This is a genomic window from Streptomyces sp. NPDC086077 (assembly GCF_040686175.1).
GTDB lineage: Bacteria > Actinomycetota > Actinomycetes > Streptomycetales > Streptomycetaceae > Streptomyces.
On the sequence record NZ_JBFBJT010000141.1, the window covers coordinates 1 to 18,790 of the forward strand.

The 18,790-nt window shown below is 72.9% G+C and carries 19 protein-coding genes and 4 pseudogenes; 14 read left to right on the top strand and 9 right to left on the bottom strand.

The window, feature by feature from the left end:
- From AB0O67_RS29890 to AB0O67_RS29905, 4 genes and pseudogenes are all read left to right on the top strand, one after another.
- A pseudogene (locus AB0O67_RS29890) lies at positions 1 to 758 on the top strand (glucose-6-phosphate isomerase); the annotation flags it as partial.
- Between the two features lie 6 nt (positions 759 to 764).
- A complete protein-coding gene (gene gnd, locus AB0O67_RS29895; protein WP_365456639.1) occupies positions 765 to 1,646 on the top strand; it encodes a phosphogluconate dehydrogenase (NAD(+)-dependent, decarboxylating) in 882 nt (293 codons plus the stop codon).
- A gap of 6 nt (positions 1,647 to 1,652) precedes the next feature.
- Positions 1,653 to 2,240, top strand: a complete 588-nt coding sequence (locus AB0O67_RS29900; protein WP_365456642.1) for a histidine phosphatase family protein — start codon at positions 1,653 to 1,655, stop codon at positions 2,238 to 2,240.
- Between the two features lie 46 nt (positions 2,241 to 2,286).
- Positions 2,287 to 3,750 (top strand): membrane-associated oxidoreductase, encoded by a 1,464-nt coding sequence (locus AB0O67_RS29905; protein WP_365456645.1) that lies wholly within the window; start codon positions 2,287 to 2,289, stop codon positions 3,748 to 3,750.
- On the opposite strand, the pseudogene AB0O67_RS29910 reads toward AB0O67_RS29905, so the two are convergent.
- A pseudogene (locus AB0O67_RS29910) lies at positions 3,737 to 3,964 on the bottom strand (sugar phosphate isomerase/epimerase and 4-hydroxyphenylpyruvate domain-containing protein); the annotation flags it as partial. The gene AB0O67_RS29905 and the pseudogene AB0O67_RS29910 sit on opposite strands and share 14 nt — an antisense overlap.
- 10 nt (positions 3,965 to 3,974) lie before the next feature.
- Here AB0O67_RS29910 and AB0O67_RS29915 point away from each other — a divergent pair.
- The 5 genes and pseudogenes from AB0O67_RS29915 to AB0O67_RS29935 all read left to right on the top strand — a co-directional run.
- Positions 3,975 to 4,181 (top strand): annotated as a pseudogene (locus AB0O67_RS29915) (MFS transporter); the annotation flags it as partial.
- Between the two features lie 183 nt (positions 4,182 to 4,364).
- Entirely contained in the window at positions 4,365 to 4,733 is a 369-nt protein-coding gene (locus tag AB0O67_RS29920) for a hypothetical protein (protein WP_365456648.1), read from the top strand.
- A 129-nt stretch (positions 4,734 to 4,862) separates the two neighbouring features.
- On the top strand, positions 4,863 to 5,423 hold the full coding sequence (locus AB0O67_RS29925; RefSeq protein WP_365456651.1) for a DUF2243 domain-containing protein: 561 nt from the start codon (positions 4,863 to 4,865) through the stop codon (positions 5,421 to 5,423).
- Positions 5,423 to 6,247, top strand: coding sequence for a cytochrome c oxidase assembly protein (locus AB0O67_RS29930; protein WP_365456654.1), 825 nt, complete (start codon positions 5,423 to 5,425; stop codon positions 6,245 to 6,247). Before AB0O67_RS29925 ends, AB0O67_RS29930 begins: the two co-directional genes overlap by 1 nt.
- 117 nt (positions 6,248 to 6,364) lie before the next feature.
- A complete protein-coding gene (locus tag AB0O67_RS29935) occupies positions 6,365 to 7,882 on the top strand; it encodes an MFS transporter (RefSeq protein WP_365456657.1) in 1,518 nt (505 codons plus the stop codon).
- A gap of 64 nt (positions 7,883 to 7,946) precedes the next feature.
- Here AB0O67_RS29935 and AB0O67_RS29940 read toward each other — a convergent pair whose 3' ends face one another.
- Positions 7,947 to 8,468 (bottom strand): hypothetical protein, encoded by a 522-nt coding sequence (locus AB0O67_RS29940; RefSeq protein WP_365456660.1) that lies wholly within the window; start codon positions 8,466 to 8,468, stop codon positions 7,947 to 7,949.
- Between the two features lie 103 nt (positions 8,469 to 8,571).
- Positions 8,572 to 8,997, bottom strand: coding sequence for a PPOX class F420-dependent oxidoreductase (locus AB0O67_RS29945; RefSeq protein ID WP_365456663.1), 426 nt, complete (start codon positions 8,995 to 8,997; stop codon positions 8,572 to 8,574).
- A gap of 78 nt (positions 8,998 to 9,075) precedes the next feature.
- Between AB0O67_RS29945 and AB0O67_RS29950 the strand changes: the two genes are divergently transcribed.
- The 4 genes from AB0O67_RS29950 (at position 9,076) to AB0O67_RS29965 (ending at position 11,875) form a co-directional block, all read left to right on the top strand.
- The gene (locus AB0O67_RS29950) at positions 9,076 to 9,657 is read left to right on the top strand and encodes a TetR/AcrR family transcriptional regulator (protein ID WP_365456666.1); all 582 of its coding nucleotides are present in this window, start codon (positions 9,076 to 9,078) and stop codon (positions 9,655 to 9,657) included.
- 227 nt (positions 9,658 to 9,884) lie between these two features.
- Positions 9,885 to 10,373, top strand: coding sequence for a hypothetical protein (locus tag AB0O67_RS29955; RefSeq protein WP_365456669.1), 489 nt, complete (start codon positions 9,885 to 9,887; stop codon positions 10,371 to 10,373).
- On the top strand, positions 10,370 to 10,573 hold the full coding sequence (locus AB0O67_RS29960; RefSeq protein WP_365456672.1) for a hypothetical protein: 204 nt from the start codon (positions 10,370 to 10,372) through the stop codon (positions 10,571 to 10,573). The genes AB0O67_RS29955 and AB0O67_RS29960 overlap by 4 nt, the downstream gene beginning before the upstream one ends.
- A gap of 66 nt (positions 10,574 to 10,639) precedes the next feature.
- On the top strand, positions 10,640 to 11,875 hold the full coding sequence (locus AB0O67_RS29965) for a serine hydrolase domain-containing protein (protein WP_365456675.1): 1,236 nt from the start codon (positions 10,640 to 10,642) through the stop codon (positions 11,873 to 11,875).
- Here the strand turns inward: AB0O67_RS29965 and AB0O67_RS29970 are convergent.
- From AB0O67_RS29970 to ribA, 4 genes are all read right to left on the bottom strand, one after another.
- Positions 11,862 to 13,010, bottom strand: coding sequence for a saccharopine dehydrogenase family protein (locus AB0O67_RS29970; RefSeq protein WP_365456678.1), 1,149 nt, complete (start codon positions 13,008 to 13,010; stop codon positions 11,862 to 11,864). The two genes, AB0O67_RS29965 and AB0O67_RS29970, sit on opposite strands and share 14 nt — an antisense overlap.
- Entirely contained in the window at positions 13,003 to 14,064 is a 1,062-nt protein-coding gene (locus AB0O67_RS29975; protein ID WP_365456681.1) for a saccharopine dehydrogenase, read from the bottom strand. The genes AB0O67_RS29970 and AB0O67_RS29975 overlap by 8 nt, the downstream gene beginning before the upstream one ends.
- The gene (locus AB0O67_RS29980) at positions 14,061 to 15,206 is read right to left on the bottom strand and encodes an FAD-binding oxidoreductase (RefSeq protein WP_365456684.1); all 1,146 of its coding nucleotides are present in this window, start codon (positions 15,204 to 15,206) and stop codon (positions 14,061 to 14,063) included. Before AB0O67_RS29980 ends, AB0O67_RS29975 begins: the two co-directional genes overlap by 4 nt.
- 108 nt (positions 15,207 to 15,314) lie before the next feature.
- On the bottom strand, positions 15,315 to 15,974 hold the full coding sequence (gene ribA, locus AB0O67_RS29985; protein ID WP_365456687.1) for a GTP cyclohydrolase II: 660 nt from the start codon (positions 15,972 to 15,974) through the stop codon (positions 15,315 to 15,317).
- Positions 15,975 to 16,012: 38 nt separating this feature from the next.
- Here ribA and AB0O67_RS29990 point away from each other — a divergent pair, with 38 nt between their 5' ends.
- Positions 16,013 to 16,786, top strand: coding sequence for a creatininase family protein (locus AB0O67_RS29990; RefSeq protein WP_365456690.1), 774 nt, complete (start codon positions 16,013 to 16,015; stop codon positions 16,784 to 16,786).
- A gap of 62 nt (positions 16,787 to 16,848) precedes the next feature.
- On the opposite strand, the pseudogene AB0O67_RS29995 reads toward AB0O67_RS29990, so the two are convergent.
- Together AB0O67_RS29995 and AB0O67_RS30000 are read right to left on the bottom strand one after the other, a co-directional pair.
- Positions 16,849 to 17,781 (bottom strand): annotated as a pseudogene (locus AB0O67_RS29995) (lysylphosphatidylglycerol synthase transmembrane domain-containing protein); the annotation flags it as partial.
- A complete protein-coding gene (locus AB0O67_RS30000) occupies positions 17,778 to 18,689 on the bottom strand; it encodes a class I SAM-dependent methyltransferase (RefSeq protein ID WP_365456693.1) in 912 nt (303 codons plus the stop codon). The gene AB0O67_RS30000 and the pseudogene AB0O67_RS29995, both read right to left, overlap by 4 nt.
- Positions 18,690 to 18,790 lie beyond the last annotated feature (101 nt).

Below are 18,790 nucleotides of genomic sequence, written 5' to 3' on the forward strand. Positions count from 1 at the left end.
TCGACGGTTTCCACCTCGTCGACGAGCACTTCCGCACCGCCCCCGCCGAGTCCAACGCACCGTTGCTGCTGGGTCTCCTCGGCATCTGGTACGGCGACTTCCACGACGCCCAGTCGCACGCGGTGCTGCCGTACTCGCACTACCTGTCGAAGTTCACGGCGTATCTCCAGCAGCTCGACATGGAGTCCAACGGCAAGTCGGTGGACCGTGAGGGCCGGGCGGTGGAGTGGCAGACCGGTCCGGTGGTGTGGGGCACGCCCGGCACCAACGGGCAGCACGCCTACTACCAGCTCATCCACCAGGGCACGAAGCTGATCCCGGCGGACTTCATCGGCTTCGCGCGTCCGGTCGCCGAGCTGAGCGACGAGCTGAAGGCCCAGCACGACCTGCTCATGGCCAACATGTTCGCCCAGGGGCAGGCACTCGCCTTCGGCAAGACGGCCGACGAGGTGCGCGCGGAGGGCGTCGCCGAGGACCAGGTGCCGCACCGGACGTTCCAGGGCAACCACCCGACGACCACGATCCTGGCCCGCGAGCTGACCCCGTCGGTGCTCGGCCAGCTCATCGCACTCTACGAGCACAAGGTGTTCGTGCAGGGCGCCGTGTGGAACATCGACTCCTTCGACCAGTGGGGCGTCGAGCTCGGCAAGGTCCTCGCCAAGCGCGTCGAACCCGCCCTGACCGAGGGCGCGCAGGTGCCCGGTCTCGACCCGTCCACGGCCGCGCTCGTGGCCGCCTACCGCGAATTCAGGAAGTGAGCTGACATGCAGATCGGTCTTGTTGGTCTCGGCAAGATGGGCGGCAACATGCGCGAGCGCCTGCGCAACGCCGGTCACGAGGTCGTCGGGTACGACACCAACCCAGAACTCTCCGACGTCGACAACCTCGTCGAACTCGCCGACCGGCTCGCCGCGCCGCGCGTGATCTGGGTCATGGTCCCGGCCGGCGCCGTCACCCAGGGCGTCATCGACCAGCTGTCGAGCGTGCTCAAGCCCGGCGACACCGTCATCGACGGCGGCAACTCCCGCTGGACGGACGACGAGAAGCACGCCGAGGAACTCGACAAGCGCGGCATCCGGTTCGTCGACGCGGGCGTCTCGGGCGGCGTGTGGGGCCTGGAGAACGGCTACGCGCTGATGGTCGGCGGCGAGAAGGAGCACGTCGACCGGCTGAAGCCGATCTTCGAGGCGCTCAAGCCGGACGGCCCCTACGGCTACGTCCACGCGGGCAAGGTGGGTGCCGGACACTTCGCGAAGATGGTCCACAACGGCATCGAGTACGCCATGATGCAGGCCTACGCCGAGGGCTGGGAACTGCTGGAGAAGGTCGACTCGGTCGACAACGTGCGCGAGGTGTTCCGCTCCTGGCAGGAGGGCACCGTCATCCGCTCCTGGCTGCTGGACCTCGCGGTGAACGCCCTCGACGACGACCAGCACCTGGAGAAGCTGCGCGGCTACGCGGAGGACTCCGGCGAGGGCCGCTGGACGGTGGAGGCGGCGATCGACAACGCCGTGCCGCTGCCCGCGATCACGGCCTCCCTCTTCGCGCGGTTCTCGTCCCGGCAGGACGACTCCCCGCAGATGAAGATGGTCGCCGCCCTGCGCAACCAGTTCGGCGGGCACGCCGTCGAGTCGGCGGAGAAGTAGCGGGCCGTGGGGGATCTACTGCTGGTCCGCCACGGTGAGACGGAGTGGAGCGTCACGGGACAGCACACCAGCTGGACCGACCTGCCCCTGACCGGGCACGGCGAGGAACAGGCCAAGTCCCTGGCTCCACTCCTGACCGGGCGGGACTTCGCTCTCGCGCTCACCAGCCCGCTGGGCCGCGCGCGGCGCACCGCCGAACTGGCGGGCCTGGTCGAGGCGATACCCGAGCCCGACCTGCACGAATGGGACTACGGCGGCTACGAGGGGGTCACCACCCGGGAGATCCACCGCACCCGGCCCGACTGGAACCTGTGGACGGACGGGGTGCCGCCAGGCACGGAGGGGCACCCGGGCGAGTCGCCGGCCGAGGTCGGCGCCCGCGCCGACCGGGTCCTCGCCCGGGTCGGCGCGGCGCTCGCCGGCGGCGACGTGGTCCTCGTGGCGCACTCCCACTTCCTGCGCGTCCTGACGGCCCGCCGGCTCGGACTGCCGCCCGCCGGGGGCCGGCTGTTCCAGCTGGCGACGGGGACGGTGAGCCGGCTGTCGACGGAGCACGGCCGGCCGGTCGTCGCCGAGTGGAACATGCGGCCGTAAAAGCCCTGTTGACACGCGTGGTTCGGTCGGGTCAGAGTCGCCCGCGATGGAGATCGACGACCTGACACCGGCCGAACGACGGGTGTGGCATGCCTTTCCGCGCGGGGAGCCGGTGGACTTCCGCGCCGGGCAGGACGAGGACGCGGCGGCGGGCGCCGCGTGGGGACCGGAACGGACCGTACGCGCGGATGTGCTGAGGTCGCTGCTCCTCGACGGCCCCCAGGAGGACGGCGAGATCGCCACGCTCAACCTGGCGGGCGCCCGGATCACGGGCATGCTCGACCTCCAGTACGCCACTTTCGACCACCCCACGCGCCTGCGGCACTGCTACTTCGACGAGGTGCCGCGCTTCTACGGCTGCCGGCTGCGCGAACTCAACCTGAGCGAGTCGGTGTTGCCCGGCCTGGTCTCCCACGGCGTGCAGGTGGAGGGCATCCTGCGCATGACCCGCTCCCGGTTCCGGGGCGTGGTGCGGCTCGCCGGCGCCCAGATCGCCGGGAGCCTGTACCTGGAGGGCGTGGAGATCAGCGCACCCGAGACGACGCAACCGGCGCTCCAGCTCAACCAGGCGACCGTGGGCGACGACCTGTGGGCACCCGGGCTGCGGGTCGAGGGTGAGATACGGCTGACGGGCGCCGAGGTCGGCGGGTCGGTCAACCTCAACGAGGCCGGGCTCAGCCATCCCGAACTCGCCGCCCTCGACGGGGAGACACTCAGCGTCGGCGGCCATGTCCTGGTGCGCCACGCGCGCGTACGGGGCTGGATCGGACTGCGCGGCGCCCGGATCGGGGGGCGCCTGGACCTGTCGTACTCCCAGCTGTCGAACCCCGGCCATGCCGCGCTGCGGGTGAGCAGCAGCACGATCGGTGAGCTCTGGATGCGCAAGGGACCACCCGTGGAGGGCACGCTCAATCTGCGGCGGGCCCAGCTCGAAGTCCTGTTCCTGGACCCGGAGATGCTGCCGGACCGGGTCCTGCTCAACGGTCTCACCTACACCTCGCTCAACCCGCCCGAGCCCGCCGAGCGGCGGCTGCCCATGCTGGAGCGTGACGGCGACGGCTATGTTCCGCACGCCTACGAGCAGTTGACCGCCAGCTACCAGCGCATCGGCGACGACCGTGCCGCCCGCGAGGTCCAGCTCGCCAAACAGCGCCGCCACCGCGCCACGCTGCCGGTGATCGGGCGTTTCTGGGGACATCTCCAGGAGGCCACCGTCGGCTACGGCTACCGGCCGATGCGGGCGGCCGGCTGGCTGCTGTCACTCCTCTGCGTCGGCTCCGTCGTCTACGCCCTGCACCACCCCCCGGCGCTGAAGCCGTCCGAGGCGCCCGGCTTCAACCCGGTGTTCTACACGCTCGACCTGCTGCTGCCGGTGATCTCCTTCGGCCAGGAGCCCGCGTTCGCCCCGCAGGGCTGGTACCAGGCGCTGGCGTACGTCCTCGTCCTCACCGGCTGGATCCTGGCCACGACCGTCGCCGCCGGCGTGACCCGGATGATCAGCCGCCAGTGACCGCCTTCTGGGCGTGCTGGGCGGCGAGGCGGACCGGGGCGTTCGGCGCGCCGTAGCCGCGGTAGCCGTCGTCGCGCTGGACCAGCTCGAAGAAGATCCGGCCGACGGTCTGCGTGTAGCAGTGGCGGAAGACTCCGTGCGCGTCCCGGTCGTAGAGGATGCCGAGGTCGCGGTACGTCCGGATCTCCTCCTCCGGGAGGTCGTGACGGGCCGCGGGCCGCGAGGCGGTGGCAGGTTTCGCGGTCACCTTCGCCGCGCGGATCGCCGGTCCCGGCGGCGACGACTGGTCCTCGGTGGCCCTGTTCACCGCGGCACTGTGCGTCCCGCCGGTCGTCGCCGCGCTGTCGGCCCGCGAGACCCACAGGGTGCCGACCGAGGACCTCGGCGCGGGTGCCCGTGAGTCCGCGCGGCCGGAGACGGTGACCGCCTGACCGGCCCGGTGCGGCCCCCGGCGCCCGGGCGGCGTCCGGGGGCTTGGGCGTAGGAGCACGGGTCGCGGGGCGTCGGCTTCCGGCCGTTGTCAGTGCCGTGCTGAAGAATGCCGCGAAAGAGAGATCAACAACGGCCGTGCCGGGTAGTCGGTCTCGATCACCCACCCGCGAAAGGTCCCGATGATGCCGCTCACCACCGGCCATGCGCACGCCCCGCACGACCGCCGTCCGGCCCGGCTGGTCTCCCGTACCCGCCCCGCCGCCCCGGACACCGCGCGCATCATCTCCGACCCGAGCACGCCGGTCTTCGTCACCGTGCACGCCGACGGCCGCCGCCGCTACGGCTACTGGCGGCCGCACGACCCCGTGACGGGCCAGGGCAGCTGCTACGTCGCCCTGCCTACCGAGGAGTGCGACAGCCTCCACGCGGCAGGCCGGATCACCCTGGGCGAGCCGGTCGTCGACCCGTCGAGGACGACTTACCGCGTCCGTGCCGCACGCACGCCGGCCAGGCCCCTGCGGGCGGTGCCGGGGCCCGTGCTCGCGGCCTGACCGGATCCGGCGGTTCCGTGCCCCGACGGACCAATTCCCGTGCGTTCGGGTGACTACGACGTCCGCATCCGGGAATCCAGCGCAGGCTGGGAGTTCTCACCGCGCCGCGGACCGGACGGAGACACGACGATGGCGACGACCGCAGATCGGGCAGGGACCGCTCAGGCACCGGCGAGCCTTCAGCTGCCGGGACTCGTGCTGGGGGTCGGGCTCGGCGGATTCCTCGACGGCATCCTGCTGCACCAGCTCCTCCAGTGGCACCACATGCTCTCCAGCACGAACACCGACAACGTGGGCGTGAGGTACTACGACCCGAAGACGGTTCCCGGCCTGGAGATGAACACCGTCTGGGACGGCGTCTTCCACACCGTGTGCTGGCTGTCCGTCCTGCTCGGCCTCGCCGTCCTCTACTCCCGCGTGACCCACGACCGCCGCCGCGTGTGGACCTCACGCGTGCTGTGGGGCTGGATCCTGGCCGGCTGGGGCCTGTTCAACCTCGTCGAGGGCGTCCTGGACCATCACATCCTGGGCATCCACCACGTCTACGCGGGCGACGGCCAGACGTGGTGGGACATCGGCTTCCTGGTCCTGGGCGCGCTGCTCGTCGCCGGTGGCCGACTGCTCCGGCGTGGCGGGCGGCCCTTCGAACCCGGCGCTCCGGGCACCGGGCGGGCACCGGGAACCGCCTGATGGAGCACGGTCCGCACCCCGCGGGCGACCACACGGCGGGCGGCCTCCTCGCGGTGCCGGTGCCCGCCCTCGCCCTGCTCCTGTGCGCCGGCGGCTACCTCTACCTGGCCCACCGGGCCCGGCGCCGCAACCCGTCCCGGGGCTGGAGCCGGTGGCGGACGGCCGGCTTCACGACGGGGCTTGCCCTGCTCGCCGTGGCGCTGCTGCCGCCGATGGCGGCCCATGCCCACACGGACTTCAGGGTCCACATGGCCCAGCACCTGCTCGTCGGCATGTACGCCCCACTCGCCCTGGTGCTGGGCGCTCCCCTCACGCTGCTGCTGCGCACCCTTCCCCCGGCGCGCGGCAGACGGCTCTCGGCCCTCCTGCACAGCCGCCCCGCCCGGACGCTCACGCATCCGGCCATCGCCTGGCTGCTGTCCACCGGCAGCCTCGTGGCCCTGTACTTCACCCCGCTGTACAACACCCTGACCGCCCAGCCGGCCGGGCACTGGCTGCTGCACGCCCACTTCCTGGTCGCCGGCTGCCTCTTCGCCCACGTCGTCGCCGGTCCGGACCCCGCACCGGCCCGGCCCGGCGTGCGTGCCCGCCTGGTCTTGCTCGGCGCCGCCATCGCCGTGCACGCAGTCGTCTCGCAGCTGATGTACGGCGGCTTCTGGGTCGACGTCCACGCGCCCGCCGCCGAGGTGCGGACAGCGGCGGAGATCATGTACTACGGCGGTGACATCGCCGAGCTCCTGCTCGCCGTCGCCCTCGTCACGACGTGGCGCCCCGCACCCCGCGCCCGCCTCGCGTCGCCTCGGCCCGGCCGCGTCTTCGGCTGAGCGCCCTACCGCCACCTGGCCGACGCGCGGGGCACGTGGCGTGTGGCCGGGCCGCAGGCTGGTAACCCGCACGCACGTCGGTGTCGCGACGGCGGCGGACGGTCGCAGTAGGGAGTGATGATGGGAGCGGAGGCGGGCAGGCAGGGGGACGGCGGGGCGGGCGCGAGGAAGGCCGACGAACTCGACCCGAAACGCTGGAGCGCCCTGTGGGTCACACTCGTGGCCGGATTCATGAGCCTGCTGGACGTCACGATCGTCGCGGTGGCGCTACCGTCCATGCAGCGCGACCTGCAGGCCACGGCTCCCGCCATCCAGTGGGTCGTCTCCGGGTACGCCCTCTCCTTCGCCCTGGTCCTCGTCACGGCGGGCCGCGTCGGCGACACGATCGGCCGACGGCGCATCTTCCTCATCGCCCTGGCCGGCTTCGTCCTGTGCAGCGCCTGCGCCGGGGCCGCGCCGTCGATCGCGCTGCTCGTCGTGGCCCGCGTCGCGCAGGGCGTGTGCGCGGGCTGTCTGGCACCGCAGAACTCCGCCCTCATCCAGCAGATGTTCCGGGGCGCCGAGCGGGGCCGGGCCTTCGGTCTGTTCGGCGCCACGGTCGGCATCTCCAGCGCGGTCGGCCCGGTCGTGGGCGGGCTGATCCTGACTTTCGCGGACGGCCCCGGGGGCTGGCGCTGGATCTTCTACGTCAACGTTCCGGTCGGCGTGGTCGCGCTGATCCTCGGCCTCCGGCTGCTGCCCGAGACAGCGCCCTCCGGCGGTCAGCGGCTCGACCTGCCCGGCGTCGCGCTGCTGGGCGCGGGGGTGCTGTCGGTGATGCTGCCGCTGGTGCTCGCCGAGTCGGGCGGTCTCCGCATGCTGTGGTGGCTGTTCCCGGTCGCGGCGGCGTTCCTCGTGGCCTTCGTCCACTGGGAACGACGGGTCGCGGCACGCCACGGCCAGCCGCTCCTCGATCCCCGGCTCGCCACCTCGACGCGCGGGTATGTCACGGGTGCCGCCATCGCCACGCTGTACTTCGTGGGGTTCAGCGGGGTGTGGCTGGTGTTCGCGCTGTTCTTCCAGGACGGGCTGGGCTACTCACCTCTGGAGTCCGGGCTCGCCGTGACGCCCTTCGCCATCGGTTCCGCCGTGGCCGCGGCGGTGGCCGGCCGGCTGGTGGAGCGGCTGGGACGACTCCTGACGGTGTGCGGACTCGCCGCCGTCGTCGTGGGCCTGGGAGGGGCGGCGCTGATCCTGCGGTGGGCACCCGGCGGCACGGCGGTGTGGCTCCAGGCCCTGGCGCTGCTCGTCGGCGGGATCGGCAGCGGCTGCGTGATCTCCCCCAACGTGACCATGACCCTGCGGGACGTGCCGGTGCGGATGGCGGGAGCGGCGGGCGGGGCCCTGCAGACCGGACAGCGGCTGGGCGGCGCCGTGGGTACGGCGGCGCTGCCCGGCCTCTTCTACATGACCCTCGGAGACGGCGGTCAGGGCCACTACCGGTCCGCCGTCGCGCTTGCGGTCGGCTGCGGCGTCCTGCCGGTACTGGGCGCGTTCGCGCTGGCCGTACGGGACTGGCTGCGGGACCACCAGCGGAACGGACGGGGCTGTCCCGACGAGATCGCGCACAGCCACGCGCACGCCTGTCAGCCCTGAGACCCACCGGTCCGCGCACGAGCTACCGCGCCCCGGGCCCGGGTGCCCCGCAGGTGGGGTGCCGTCAGGCCTGCCGGAAGGTCTCCGTGGCCTGCCGGCGGCGCAGTTCCTCCAGCGTGGCCTGCTGGCGTTCGGCCCGTGCCAGCAGGTCGTCCAGCTGTCCGGCGTCGAGCCGGCCGTCGGTCTCGGCCACCTGGCGGAGGGTCTGCCACGCGGCGGCCTTGCCCAGCACCCCGAGGCGCAGGCCCTCCAGCTCCACCAGCGAGGTCAGCGGCGAGCGGCCCACCAGGCGCCCGTTGCTCTTCAGCCGCCCCACCTTCTCCGCCGCCCAGGCCAGGGACACCTTGTAGTGCCGCACCGGCACGCCGAGCGTGTCCATGATCGCGAGCAGACTCGCCCGGTCCTCGGTGATCTCCCGCGCGACGGTGCTCAGGACCGGTCCCGACGGCGACTCCTCCAGTGCTCCGGCCAGTGAACGGGCCCGGTCGGTGCCCGCGGTGGCGCCTGCCAGGTGGTCGTTGAGATAGATGCCCAGCAGGTCGGCGCCGTCCGTGCCGGTGCCGTCCGTGTGCGCTTGGTCGTTCATGTGCCCCTCTTTTCGGGCGAGCGGTGCGTCAGATGTCCGGGCCGTGCTGCCTTCTCGATGCGCCGAGTACCCACCGCGTCCGGACCTGCCTCACCCGCCCCGCTCAGCGTGGGGCAGCGCCGTACGCACGCTCCACCCGGAGCCGGATCACGAGGCGGCGGTCGCGGACCATGGCGGCGCGGTAGTCGTCCCAGTCGGAGTGCTCGCCACCGATGTCGCGGTAGAGGCGGACGAGTTCCTCGACGGTGTCGTCGTGCGGGTCGGCTGCGACGGGCGTGAGGTCGGCCGTGCCCTCGGCGACGGTGTAGGCCCAGTGGTCCTCCGTGGTCACGTGGTAGGAGGCTCGGGGGTCGCGGCGCAGGTTGCGGGTCTTGGCGCGGTCGTCGGTGACCGAGATCCGGATGGTCCGCTCACCGGGGTAGTAGGCGTGCATCACGTTCGACAACTGGGGTCGGCCGTCCCGCCGGAGGGTGACCAGCACCCCGCTGTGGCCTTGGGAGAGCAGCTTCAGCAGTGCGTCCTCATTCATGACTCGCTCAACCTCCGCCGGAACTTCGCCATTCCCAATGAGTAGACACTGTCTACGCAGCAGTGGTAGACAGTGTCCATGGATGAGAGTGAGTCCCCCGCCGGCCTGCGCGCCCGGCTCGTCGACGTCGGCGTCGACCTGGTGACCCGCGAGGGCGCCCAGGCGCTCACCCTGCGCGAGATCGCCCGCCGGGCCGGCGTCTCGCACGGGGCCCCGCGCCGCTACTTCCCCACGCACCTGGAGCTGCTGTCGGCCATCGCCCGCCGCGGCTTCACCGAACTCGCCGCCCGCACGACGACGCCCGGGGCGACGGTCGGGGACCCGCGCGCACGGCTCGCCCGACTGGCCCGGACCTACCTGGAGTACGCGCTGGAGAACCCCGGCATGTACGAGCTGATGTTCCGCCACGACCTGCTGGAGAGCGGCCACCCGGGCCTGCGGGACACCAGCCTTCCCCTGTTCGGCGTCCTGGTGGAGCTGGTCGGCCAGGTCCGCCCCGACGCCGACGCCCGGGCCGTCGCCGGAGCCCTCTGGGCTCAGCTGCACGGCATCGCCCAGCTGTGGACCTGGGGCAGCCTCCAACTGGCCACCGGCGCCGACTTCACCGCGCTCGTGCACACCGCCCTCGATGCCCACCTAGGTCCGGAGGGCGAGCGGTGAACCCCCGGCTCGCCCTGGTGAGCAGCGTGGTCGGTGCGATGGTCGTCGCACTCGACGGCACGGTGCTGACCATCGCGCAGCCATCCTGCAACAGGACCTGGACGCATCCTTCGCCCAGGTCCAGTGGACCAGCACCGGCTATCTGATCTCCGTCGCCGCCCTGCTGGTGTTCGGCCCTGGCCTGCCTGGTGCACGCGCTGGTCACGCCGACGCCCGCGACCTGCGTCATGGCGACGGTGGCAGCCGTGGCGTTCGTCGTCCGTGAACGCCGTACCGCGCAGCCCCTGGTGCCCGCGGACGTCATCGGCTCATCTCCCGTCGCCGCCGCGCTCGGTGTGCTCACGGCAGCGTCCGCGGCCCTGTCGGGCACCCTCTTCGCCGGCACCTACTTCCTTCACCGCGCCCTCGGCCTCGATCCGCTGCGCAGCGCCCTGCTCACCCTGCCGCTCGCGGTGCTGATGGTGGCGTCGGCGCCCCTGTGCGCGGTGCTGCTGCGCCGGGCGGGCGCGCGCCGAACGGCCGTGGCGGCGATGACCGTCCTCGCCGTGGTCGTCCTGGTGCTCGCCCCCGCCACCGGCCCGCTCCCCCTGGCCGCCGGATTCGCCTTGCTCGGCGCCGGGTTCGGCACGGTCATGGTGGCGGGGCCCATGTCGTCGTCCGGCAGGCCCCGGTGGCGTCGGCGGGGGTCGAGGGCGGCCTGCAGCAGACGGCGATGAACGTCGGGCCGGTGCTCGGCGTGGCGGTGGCGACGACGCTCATGGGCGCGGGCCGTGCGCCGTTGCCCGTCCTCGCCGGTTTCGCCGCGCTGGGTGCGGTGGCGGCTCTGCTGCTGCCGGGACGGGACGAGACGAAGGACGCGACTCGGGCACATCGCGATCATCCTGCCGGCCCTTTGCGTATTCCTGCGCGACGATGAGGTCTGAGGGTGCGCGGGCGGGGTATCTCCGATCCCACCTCGAAGAACGAAAGCGGAGGCAGGGCGATGGCAGTGCTGCGACAAGAGGTGGACCCGCGCGATGTGGGGCTGGACGGGAAGACGCTGGACCGCATCGACCAGTACTTCGCACACCACGTGGACGAGGGCAGACTGCCCGGCTTCCTCGTCTGCGTCGCGCGCGGCGGCCGCGTCGCGCACCTCACCGCGCACGGCCACCGTGACATGGCCGCCGGGCTGCCCGTCGAGCCCGACACGCTGTGGCGGATCTACTCGATGACCAAGCCTTTCACCGCGGTCGCCGCGCTGATGCTGGTGGAGGACGGCCGGCTGTCGCTGGACGACCCGGTCGCCCGCCATCTGCCGGCCTTCGCCGACGTGCCGGTCTACGAGGGCGGCTCCGGCGCGGACACCCGGACCCGCCCGGCCGCCGGGCCGATGTTGATCCGGCACCTGATGACCCACACCTCGGGGCTTACCTTCGGCTTCTACCACTCGCACCCCGTCGACGCCCTCTACCGCGAGGCCGGTCTCGAGTCGTCGGTGCCGCCGGGTGCGAACCTCGCCGAGACGATCGACGTGTACGCGAGCCTGCCGCTGCAGTTCGAGCCGGGCACGCAGTGGAACTACTCGGTCGCCAGCAACGTCCTCGGCAGGGTCATCGAGGTGGTGTCGGGGCAGCCGCTCGACGTGCACCTGGCGGAGCGGATCTTCCGCCCGCTCGGGATGCCGGACGCCGGCTTCGAGGTCGACGTCCGACAGGCGGACCGGCTGGCCGAGATGTACGGGGAGAAGGAGGACGGCACCGGCATCGAGCCGATCCCCGGCCTGCCGCTGCGTGGCCGGCCGCGGTTCCTGTCGGGTAGTGGCGGCATAGTGGCGGGCGCCTACGACATGCACCGCTTCATGGAGCTGCTCCGTCGCCGCGGGGAACTCGACGGGGTACGGCTGCTCACTCCGCGGACGGTGGACATGATGACCTCCAACCAGCTCCCCGGCGGCGCCGACCTGCGCTCCTTCGGCAGCCACCCGGCCCATGACGAGCCCGGCAACGACGGCGTCGGCTTCGGTCTCGGCGTCTCCGTGGTCATCGACCCGGACCGCACCCTCGCGCCTGCCGGGCTCGGCACCTTCGGCTGGACCGGGGTGGCGACCACGACGTTCTGGGTCGACCCGAGCCGGGATGTGACGGTGCAGTTCATGACCCAGGTGCGGCCCCGCACCTCGCACACCATGTTCCGCGACCTCAAGCAGCTGGTCCACGAGGCGGTCAAGGACGGGTGAACGGGATCCCCGCACGCGTGAGTTCGTCCAGCCACTGCTCGGACCGGGCCGCCGTCCCGGCGGCCCGGCTGAGGCCGGGCGGCAGCGAGCCGTCCAGGACGTGCCGGACGCCCACGGCCAGCGGGCGCGAGACACAGCGGGCCATCGCGCTCTCCTCCTCGTCCCCCACCAGGTCGAGAAGGTAACCACCCGACCAGGTCCGCCCCGCGGCGCCGCGCACCTCCAAGGAGACGGCGAGCACGACCCGGTCCCGATCGGCGTCCGTCGTCGGATGACGCCGCGCCAACTCCTGCGCCAGTGCGCCGATCCGGGCGTCGTCCCCGGCCCTGAGCTCCTCGAACACCCCGCCCCAGGCCTTCAGCCAGCCCTTCAGCCGCAGCGTGCCCCGCACGAAGGTGCGCGGCGTCCAGGCCGCCGGCAGGCCGTACTGGGCGATGAAGGGGACGCTGTCCCGGTTGGGGTAGGCCTCGAAGGTCTCGCCGCCGACGGCGTGCGGCCGCGTCGCCTCCCAGGGCCGCTCCGCGAGGGCCTCCTCGCCGTCCTCGATGTACCGGGCGGGCGAGCGCAGCGCGCCCAGGACCCCGGCCGGCGCCCAGCTGAACCGGTACCGGAAGTCGTTCGGCACCGCCGGGACGCCACCGCAGTACGAGGTGAAGTGGTACGACGCCGGGTCCGCGTCGCCGATCGCCGCGCGGGCCCGGGTGACGAGGCTGTGCGCGAAGAGGTGGTCGATCCCCGGGTCGAGGCCCGCCTCGGTGAGGACGACCAGCCCGGCCCGGGTGGCCGCGGGCACCTGCTCGAGCACCGCTTCGGACACATAGCTGGAGCAGGCGAAATGGGCGCTCCGCGCGACGCAGGCCGCGAGCAGCGCGGCATGGTCGGACGCGGGCAGCATCGACACGACGACGTCGCCGGGCGCCAGTTCGGCGGTGAGCGCGGGGAGCGTGTAGGCGCGGGGTTCGGCGCGGCCGGTGAGACCCAGCCGGTCGAGGGCTTCGGCGGCGCGGTCCCGGGTGCGGTGCCACAGCCGTACCCGCTCGGCGGTGTCGCACAGCATGGCCGGTCCGCTGCCGGTGGACAGTCCGGCGCCGACCCAGTGGACCGTGCCACTGGCGGGAGCACGCTCGTCAGTCACCTTGTGACTCCCCCTTCGTGACGGCCGATTCGCTGATCGCCGCCTGGAACCGTTCGCGGCAGCGGCCCCACGCCCCGCCCGTGCGGAAGTCGAGAAGCTGGGGCGTGAGCGCCGCCGAGAAGTCGGTGCTGGACTCCTTCGGCAGCAGGGACGGCAGGTTGTCGATGGCGATCAGGTCGAGCTCGGGCTCCTTGCGCAGCCGCCGTACGGGCTCGGCCCAGTCGGTGACGCGGTCGTAGACCGGCAGGACGTTGAGGGGGGAGCCGACGTCGCAGGTGACGTCGCAGACCGTGCGCAGCCGCCGGGCGGCGTCGTCGAGGTCCTGCTCGCGCAGGAACGGCGGCACCGGGGTGGTGGCGAGCACCGCGTTGACCAGGACGTCGTGGCCCAGCAGGGCCGGGCGGTCCAGGGCGCGGGTCTCGGCGAGGTCCCAGCAGGTGGGCTCCACGCCGGCCGACCGGAGGGCGACGCGCGCGCCCCGTCCGCTGCGGCCCAGGGCGCCGACGACGAGTGCCGTGAGGTCCGTGTCCCCGGCGGCGGGGCGCAGGGTCTCGTCCAGCTCGTCCTTGCCGGTGGGTGTCAGGGGGGCGGTGAGCCGCCCGCGGTGCTGGAGGACGGCGAGCGCGGCGCCCAGGTAACCGGCCCAGAAGCCGAAGGCGGCCAGCCGGCGACCGTCGTCGTCGACCAGGTACTCCAGGTCGAGCAGGGTCCCGCCACCGGTGGTGAAGCGACGCAGCAGGTCGGCGGCGCCGGGCTGGCCCTTGTAGGCGTGGCCGAAGTAGACGTGCCGGTGGGTCAGGGCGTTCGGCTGCTCCGGGAGCTCCTTCAGGCCGAGGATCACGGTGTCGGGCGGCGCCGCCGCCCAGGAGCCAGGGGCCGCGACGCGGCAGCCGGCCGCCTCGTACTCCTCGACGGGAAACACCCGCTGGGGTGACTCCTCGACCGTGACGGTGACCCCGCTCCCGGTCAGGCGGCCCGCGTCGGTGGGGACGATGGGCGTGCGGCGTTCGGTTCGGCGGGTCTCGTGGCGCAGCCACAGGTGCAGCTCGGTCATACGAGGTTGGCCTCCGGGCGCGGGGCGTCGGCCGCGAAGCGGTCGGCGCTCAGGGGGCGGACGTCCACGAAGGGTACGCGGCCGAGGTACAGGTCGCGGACGACCTCGCCGACGGCCGGGCCCTGGAGGAAGCCATGGCCGGAGAAGCCGGTCGCGTACAGGAAGCGGGACGGTGAAGGCGCCTCGCCGATCAGGGCGTTGTGGTCCGGGGTGATCTCGTACAGGCCGGCCCAGCCGCCGGTGCGGCGCAGGTCGAGAAGGGCGGGGGCGCGCCGGGCCATGGCGTCGCACAGGCCCGGGATCCAGCGGTCGTGGGTGTCGGTGGCGAAGCCCGGGGTCTCGTCCGGGTCGGACATGCCGACGAGCAGCCCGGGGCCTTCGGTGTGGAAGTAGAGGCTGGTGCCGAAGTCGATGGTCATGGGGAGCGCCGGCGGCAGGCCGGGGACCGGTTCGGTGACCGCGATCTGGCGGCGCAGCGGCTCCACCGGCAGGTCGACGCCGACCGTCGCGGCGACCTGCCCCGACCAGGCGCCGGCCGCGCAGATCACCGTGTCGGTGGCGATCCGGCCCCTGCTGGTCATGACGGCGGTGATGGTGTCGCCGTGCAGTTCGATGCCGGTGACCTCGCAGTGCCGCAGGACGGTGGCCCCGTGGCGGCGGGCGGTGGCCGCGTAGCCGTGGACGACGGCCTCAGGGGTGCAGTGACCGTCGTCGGGCGAGTAGGCCGCGGCCCGCAGTCCGTCGGTGGTGATCAGCGGCGACAGGCGGCGGGCCTCGGCCGGGTCGGTCAGCCGGCTGGGCACGCCGAGGTCGTTCTGCAGCCGCACGCCCGCCTCGAACGCGGCGACCTCCTGCGGCGTCGACAGCAGGAAGAGGTACCCGACCCGGTGCAGGCCGATGTCGTACCCGGTGTCCTGCTCGAAGCGGCCGAACGCCTCCAGGCTGCGCGCGCCGAGCTGGATGTTGAGTTCGTCGGAGAACTGCGCCCGCACTCCGCCGGCCGCCTTCGAGGTGGAGCCGCAGGCGAGTTCGCCGCGCTCGACCAGGACCACGTCGGGGACACCGGCGCGGGCCAGATGGCAGGCGATGCTGGTGCCCATCACACCACCGCCGACGACGACGACCGAGGCTCGTTCCACCACGCGGCGCTCCTTCGGGCGGGGGTTGCCCCGGCATGCTCACCGGGGCTGCTCTCCCGTATCCCCCTTCTGTTCCCCCTTCTGTCCGCTCAGCACACTTCCCGCTCCGGGTCAGGACCAGTGCGCGACCGCGTCCAGGTGCGGCAGATGGTGGTCCAGTCGCTCCCGCTTCGTCCGCAGATACGTGATGTTTTTCTCGCACGGCGGGATCAGCAGCGGCACCTGCTCGGCGACCGTGATGCCGTGCCGCACCAGCGCCTCCCGCTTGCGCGGGTTGTTGGACATCAGCCGTACGGAGGACACGCCGAGATCGCGCAGGATCTCCGCGGCGACGCCGTAGTCACGGGCGTCGACCGGCAGGCCGAGCGCCAGGTTGGCCTCGACGGTGTCCAGGCCCTCCGCCTGGAGGGCCATCGCGCGCAGCTTGCCGAGCAGGCCGATGCCGCGGCCCTCGTGCCCTCTCAAGTAGACGACGACGCCGCGCCCTTCGGCGGCGACGGCCCGCAGGGCGGAGGCGAGCTGGTCGCCGCACTCGCAGTGCTGGGAGCCGAAGGCGTCACCGGTCAGGCACTCCGAGTGCAGCCGGGTGAGGACGTCCTCGGTGCCGATGTCGCCGTACACCAGGGCCACTTGTTCGTCGCCGCGGTCGTGGTCGAGGTAGCCGACCGCCCGGAATTGCCCGTACACCGTGGGCAGTGGCGCATTCACGATGCGTTCCACACCGGTGCGCTGAGCTGATTTCTTGCCTATGACGCCGATGTTTTCTGTCATGATCTGTTTCCTAAGCAGAGACGAAAGGCCGTGAAGAAATGAGTGGTTCGGAAATACGCTCGGCGGGATCCGGCGCGGTGGGGCACGGTCTGCTGCCCGGGGACACCTCGGAGGACGTACGGACGCGGGGCGCCGATGTCTCACGCCAGGTCGCCGTCCTTCCCGTGGGCAGTTTCGAACAGCACGGGCCGTACCTTCCGCTCGCGACCGACACACTCGTCGCCTGCGCCGTCGCGCGGGAGATCGCGGACACGTACCCCGTGCACCTCCTTCCTCCGGTGACGATCTCCTGCTCGCACGAGCACGCGGCCTGGCCGGGGACCGTCAGCATCTCCTCCGTGACCCTTCACGCGGTGGTACGGGACATAGCCGAGTCGCTCCGCCGCTCGGGCGTCGAGGCGCTGGTCCTCGTCAACGGGCACGGTGGAAACTATGTCCTGGGAAACGTCGTTCAGGAATCCTCCGCGCGAGGTGAGCGAATGGCGTTGTTCCCGGCCGCGGAGGACTGGGAGACGGCACGGGAGCGTGCCGGGGTGCGGACCTCGCTGCTCACCGACATGCATGCGGGGGAAATCGAGACCTCCATCCTTCTGCACACTCATCCGGAATTGGTCAGGCCCGGACATGAGAGCGCCGATTTCGTGGCGGACGACCGGCGTCATCTGCTCAGCCTGGGTATGTCCGCCTACACCGATTCGGGCGTCATCGGCCGTCCTTCACTGGGGGATGCGGAAAAGGGCAAGGTGCTGCTGGCGAGCCTGGCGGAGTCGTTCGGAGCGTATTTCTCGCTGCTGCTGGGCGACCCGGAGTAGCACGGGCGGCTGCGCAGGCCCGTGTACCAGCGGGCAACGAGGACGAGGACGCCGGGCAGGCTCGCCACGAGGCTCAGCACGCCGTACACCACCGCGACGGCCAGTCCGTGGCCCGCGCCGAGCCCGGCGGCGCCGAACGCCCAGGCGGTGACGCCCTCGCGCGGCCCCCAGCCGCCGACGTTGAGCGGCAGGCTCATCGCGAGCAGCGCGAGCACCGCGAGCGGCAGCAGTACGATGACGGAGGCACCGGTGCCGGTGACCCGGGCGGCGAGCAGGAACATCGCCACGTAACCCGCGAGGACCACGACGGACGAGCCGATGACGCCGGGCCCGTTGCGGCGGGACAGCAGGGCGTCGCGGGCCTCGGCGAGCAGGGCGCGGCGCCGGCGGGCGGCCGGGGTCCGGTTCATGCGCACGGCCAGACCGATCGCGAGGGCACCGGCCGCGGCGAACACCAGCAGCAGGACGATGTGCCGGGTCTCGTCGAGCACCGGGGACGGGACGGTCAGCAGGACCGCCACCCCGGCCACGGCCAGCACCACCTGGCCCGCGGTCCGTTCCAGGACGACCGAGCGGACGCCGCGGCCGAGGTCGCCGGCGCTCCGGCCGTGCCGCACCGCCCGGTGCACGTCGCCGAGGATGCCGCCGGGGAGGGCCGCGTTGAGGAACAGGGCGCGGTAGTAGTCGGCGAGCGCCGGTCCCAGCGGCAGCCGGATGTGCAGGCTGCGCGCCACCAACTGCCAGCGCCAGGCGCTGAACGCGGTGGTGAGCAGGCCGATGCCGAGGGCCGCCAGCAGCGTGAGGGCGTCGATCCGGCGCAGCCCGTCGAGGAGGACGCCGGTTCCCATGCGCCACATCAGGATGGCGAGGATGGCGGCACCGGCGAGCGTGCCGAGGTGGGTGCGCAGGGCGCGGGCGGTGGGCCGGGCACGGGGGCGCGAGGGGACGTGGACCGCCCGCGCCGGTGTGGGGGCGCTCACCGTCGGGGCGCTCATGACGCCCCGCCCGCCTGCCGGGCCAGCGCCAGGAGGTCGCTGTGGTGGACGGTGACGCGCAACTCGCCCGCCGCGCACTCCGCGAGACGGGCGGCGAGGTACTTCCCGGCCGGTGCCGCCAGTTCGGGGCGCTCCTCGACGGCCGCGCCGACCCAGCCGCGCAGCCACTGGGCGGTCAGCTCGGCCTCGTCGGGGCCGAGCCGCCAGGGGCTGGGCTGTACGCGCACGGTCGCGCCGCGCTCGGCGAAGGCGTCGCACGCCGCCGTGACCGCGTCCGGGCCGAGCAGGCCGCCCCGGCGCTGGTGCGCGTTGAACGCCTCGGTGATCTGCGCGTCGAGCGGGTGCGGCGGGGTGAGTTCGACGCGGCCGGCCACCGACAGGGTGAGCAGCGCCGGGCAGCCGGCCCCGGTGCAGGCGGCGGCGAGGGTGTCGATCTCCTCGCGGGTGAGGACGTCGAGCAGTGCGGAGGCGGTGACCAGCGAGGCGCCGGCCAGTGCGTCCGGGGTGAGGCGGGCGACGTCGCCGCGCCGGGTCTCGACGGTGACGCGGCTGCCGTCGGCGCCGGACCGCGGGGAGGCGACGGCGGCGAAGTGCAGGAGGTAGGGGTCGCGGTCGTGCAGGATCCAGTGCTGGGCCCCGTCGAGCCGGGGGGCGAGCCAGCGCCCCATCGAGCCGGTGCCGCAGCCCAGGTCGTGCACGACGGTCCCGCCTGCCCGCGCCGGCAGGTCGGCCAGCCGGTCGCGCAGCGGATCGAGCAGGTCGTTCGCCCGCGCGGCCGCGTCGGCGCCTTCGCGCAGCTCCAGCCACTCGGGCGCGTAGCGCGGCTGCTCCTCCCCGGGCTCGGCCTCCCGCAGCCGCAGGGTGGGGCGCTCCCCGGGGCGGGGGCCGGCGGGGCCGGCACCGGGGATGACGGTGGCCGGGCCGGGCGTCGGCCCGTCGGCGGACGCGGCAGATCGGAAGAGGGAATTCCTCCCCCTTGTCGCGATCTTTGTGGCGATCCGTCACCGTG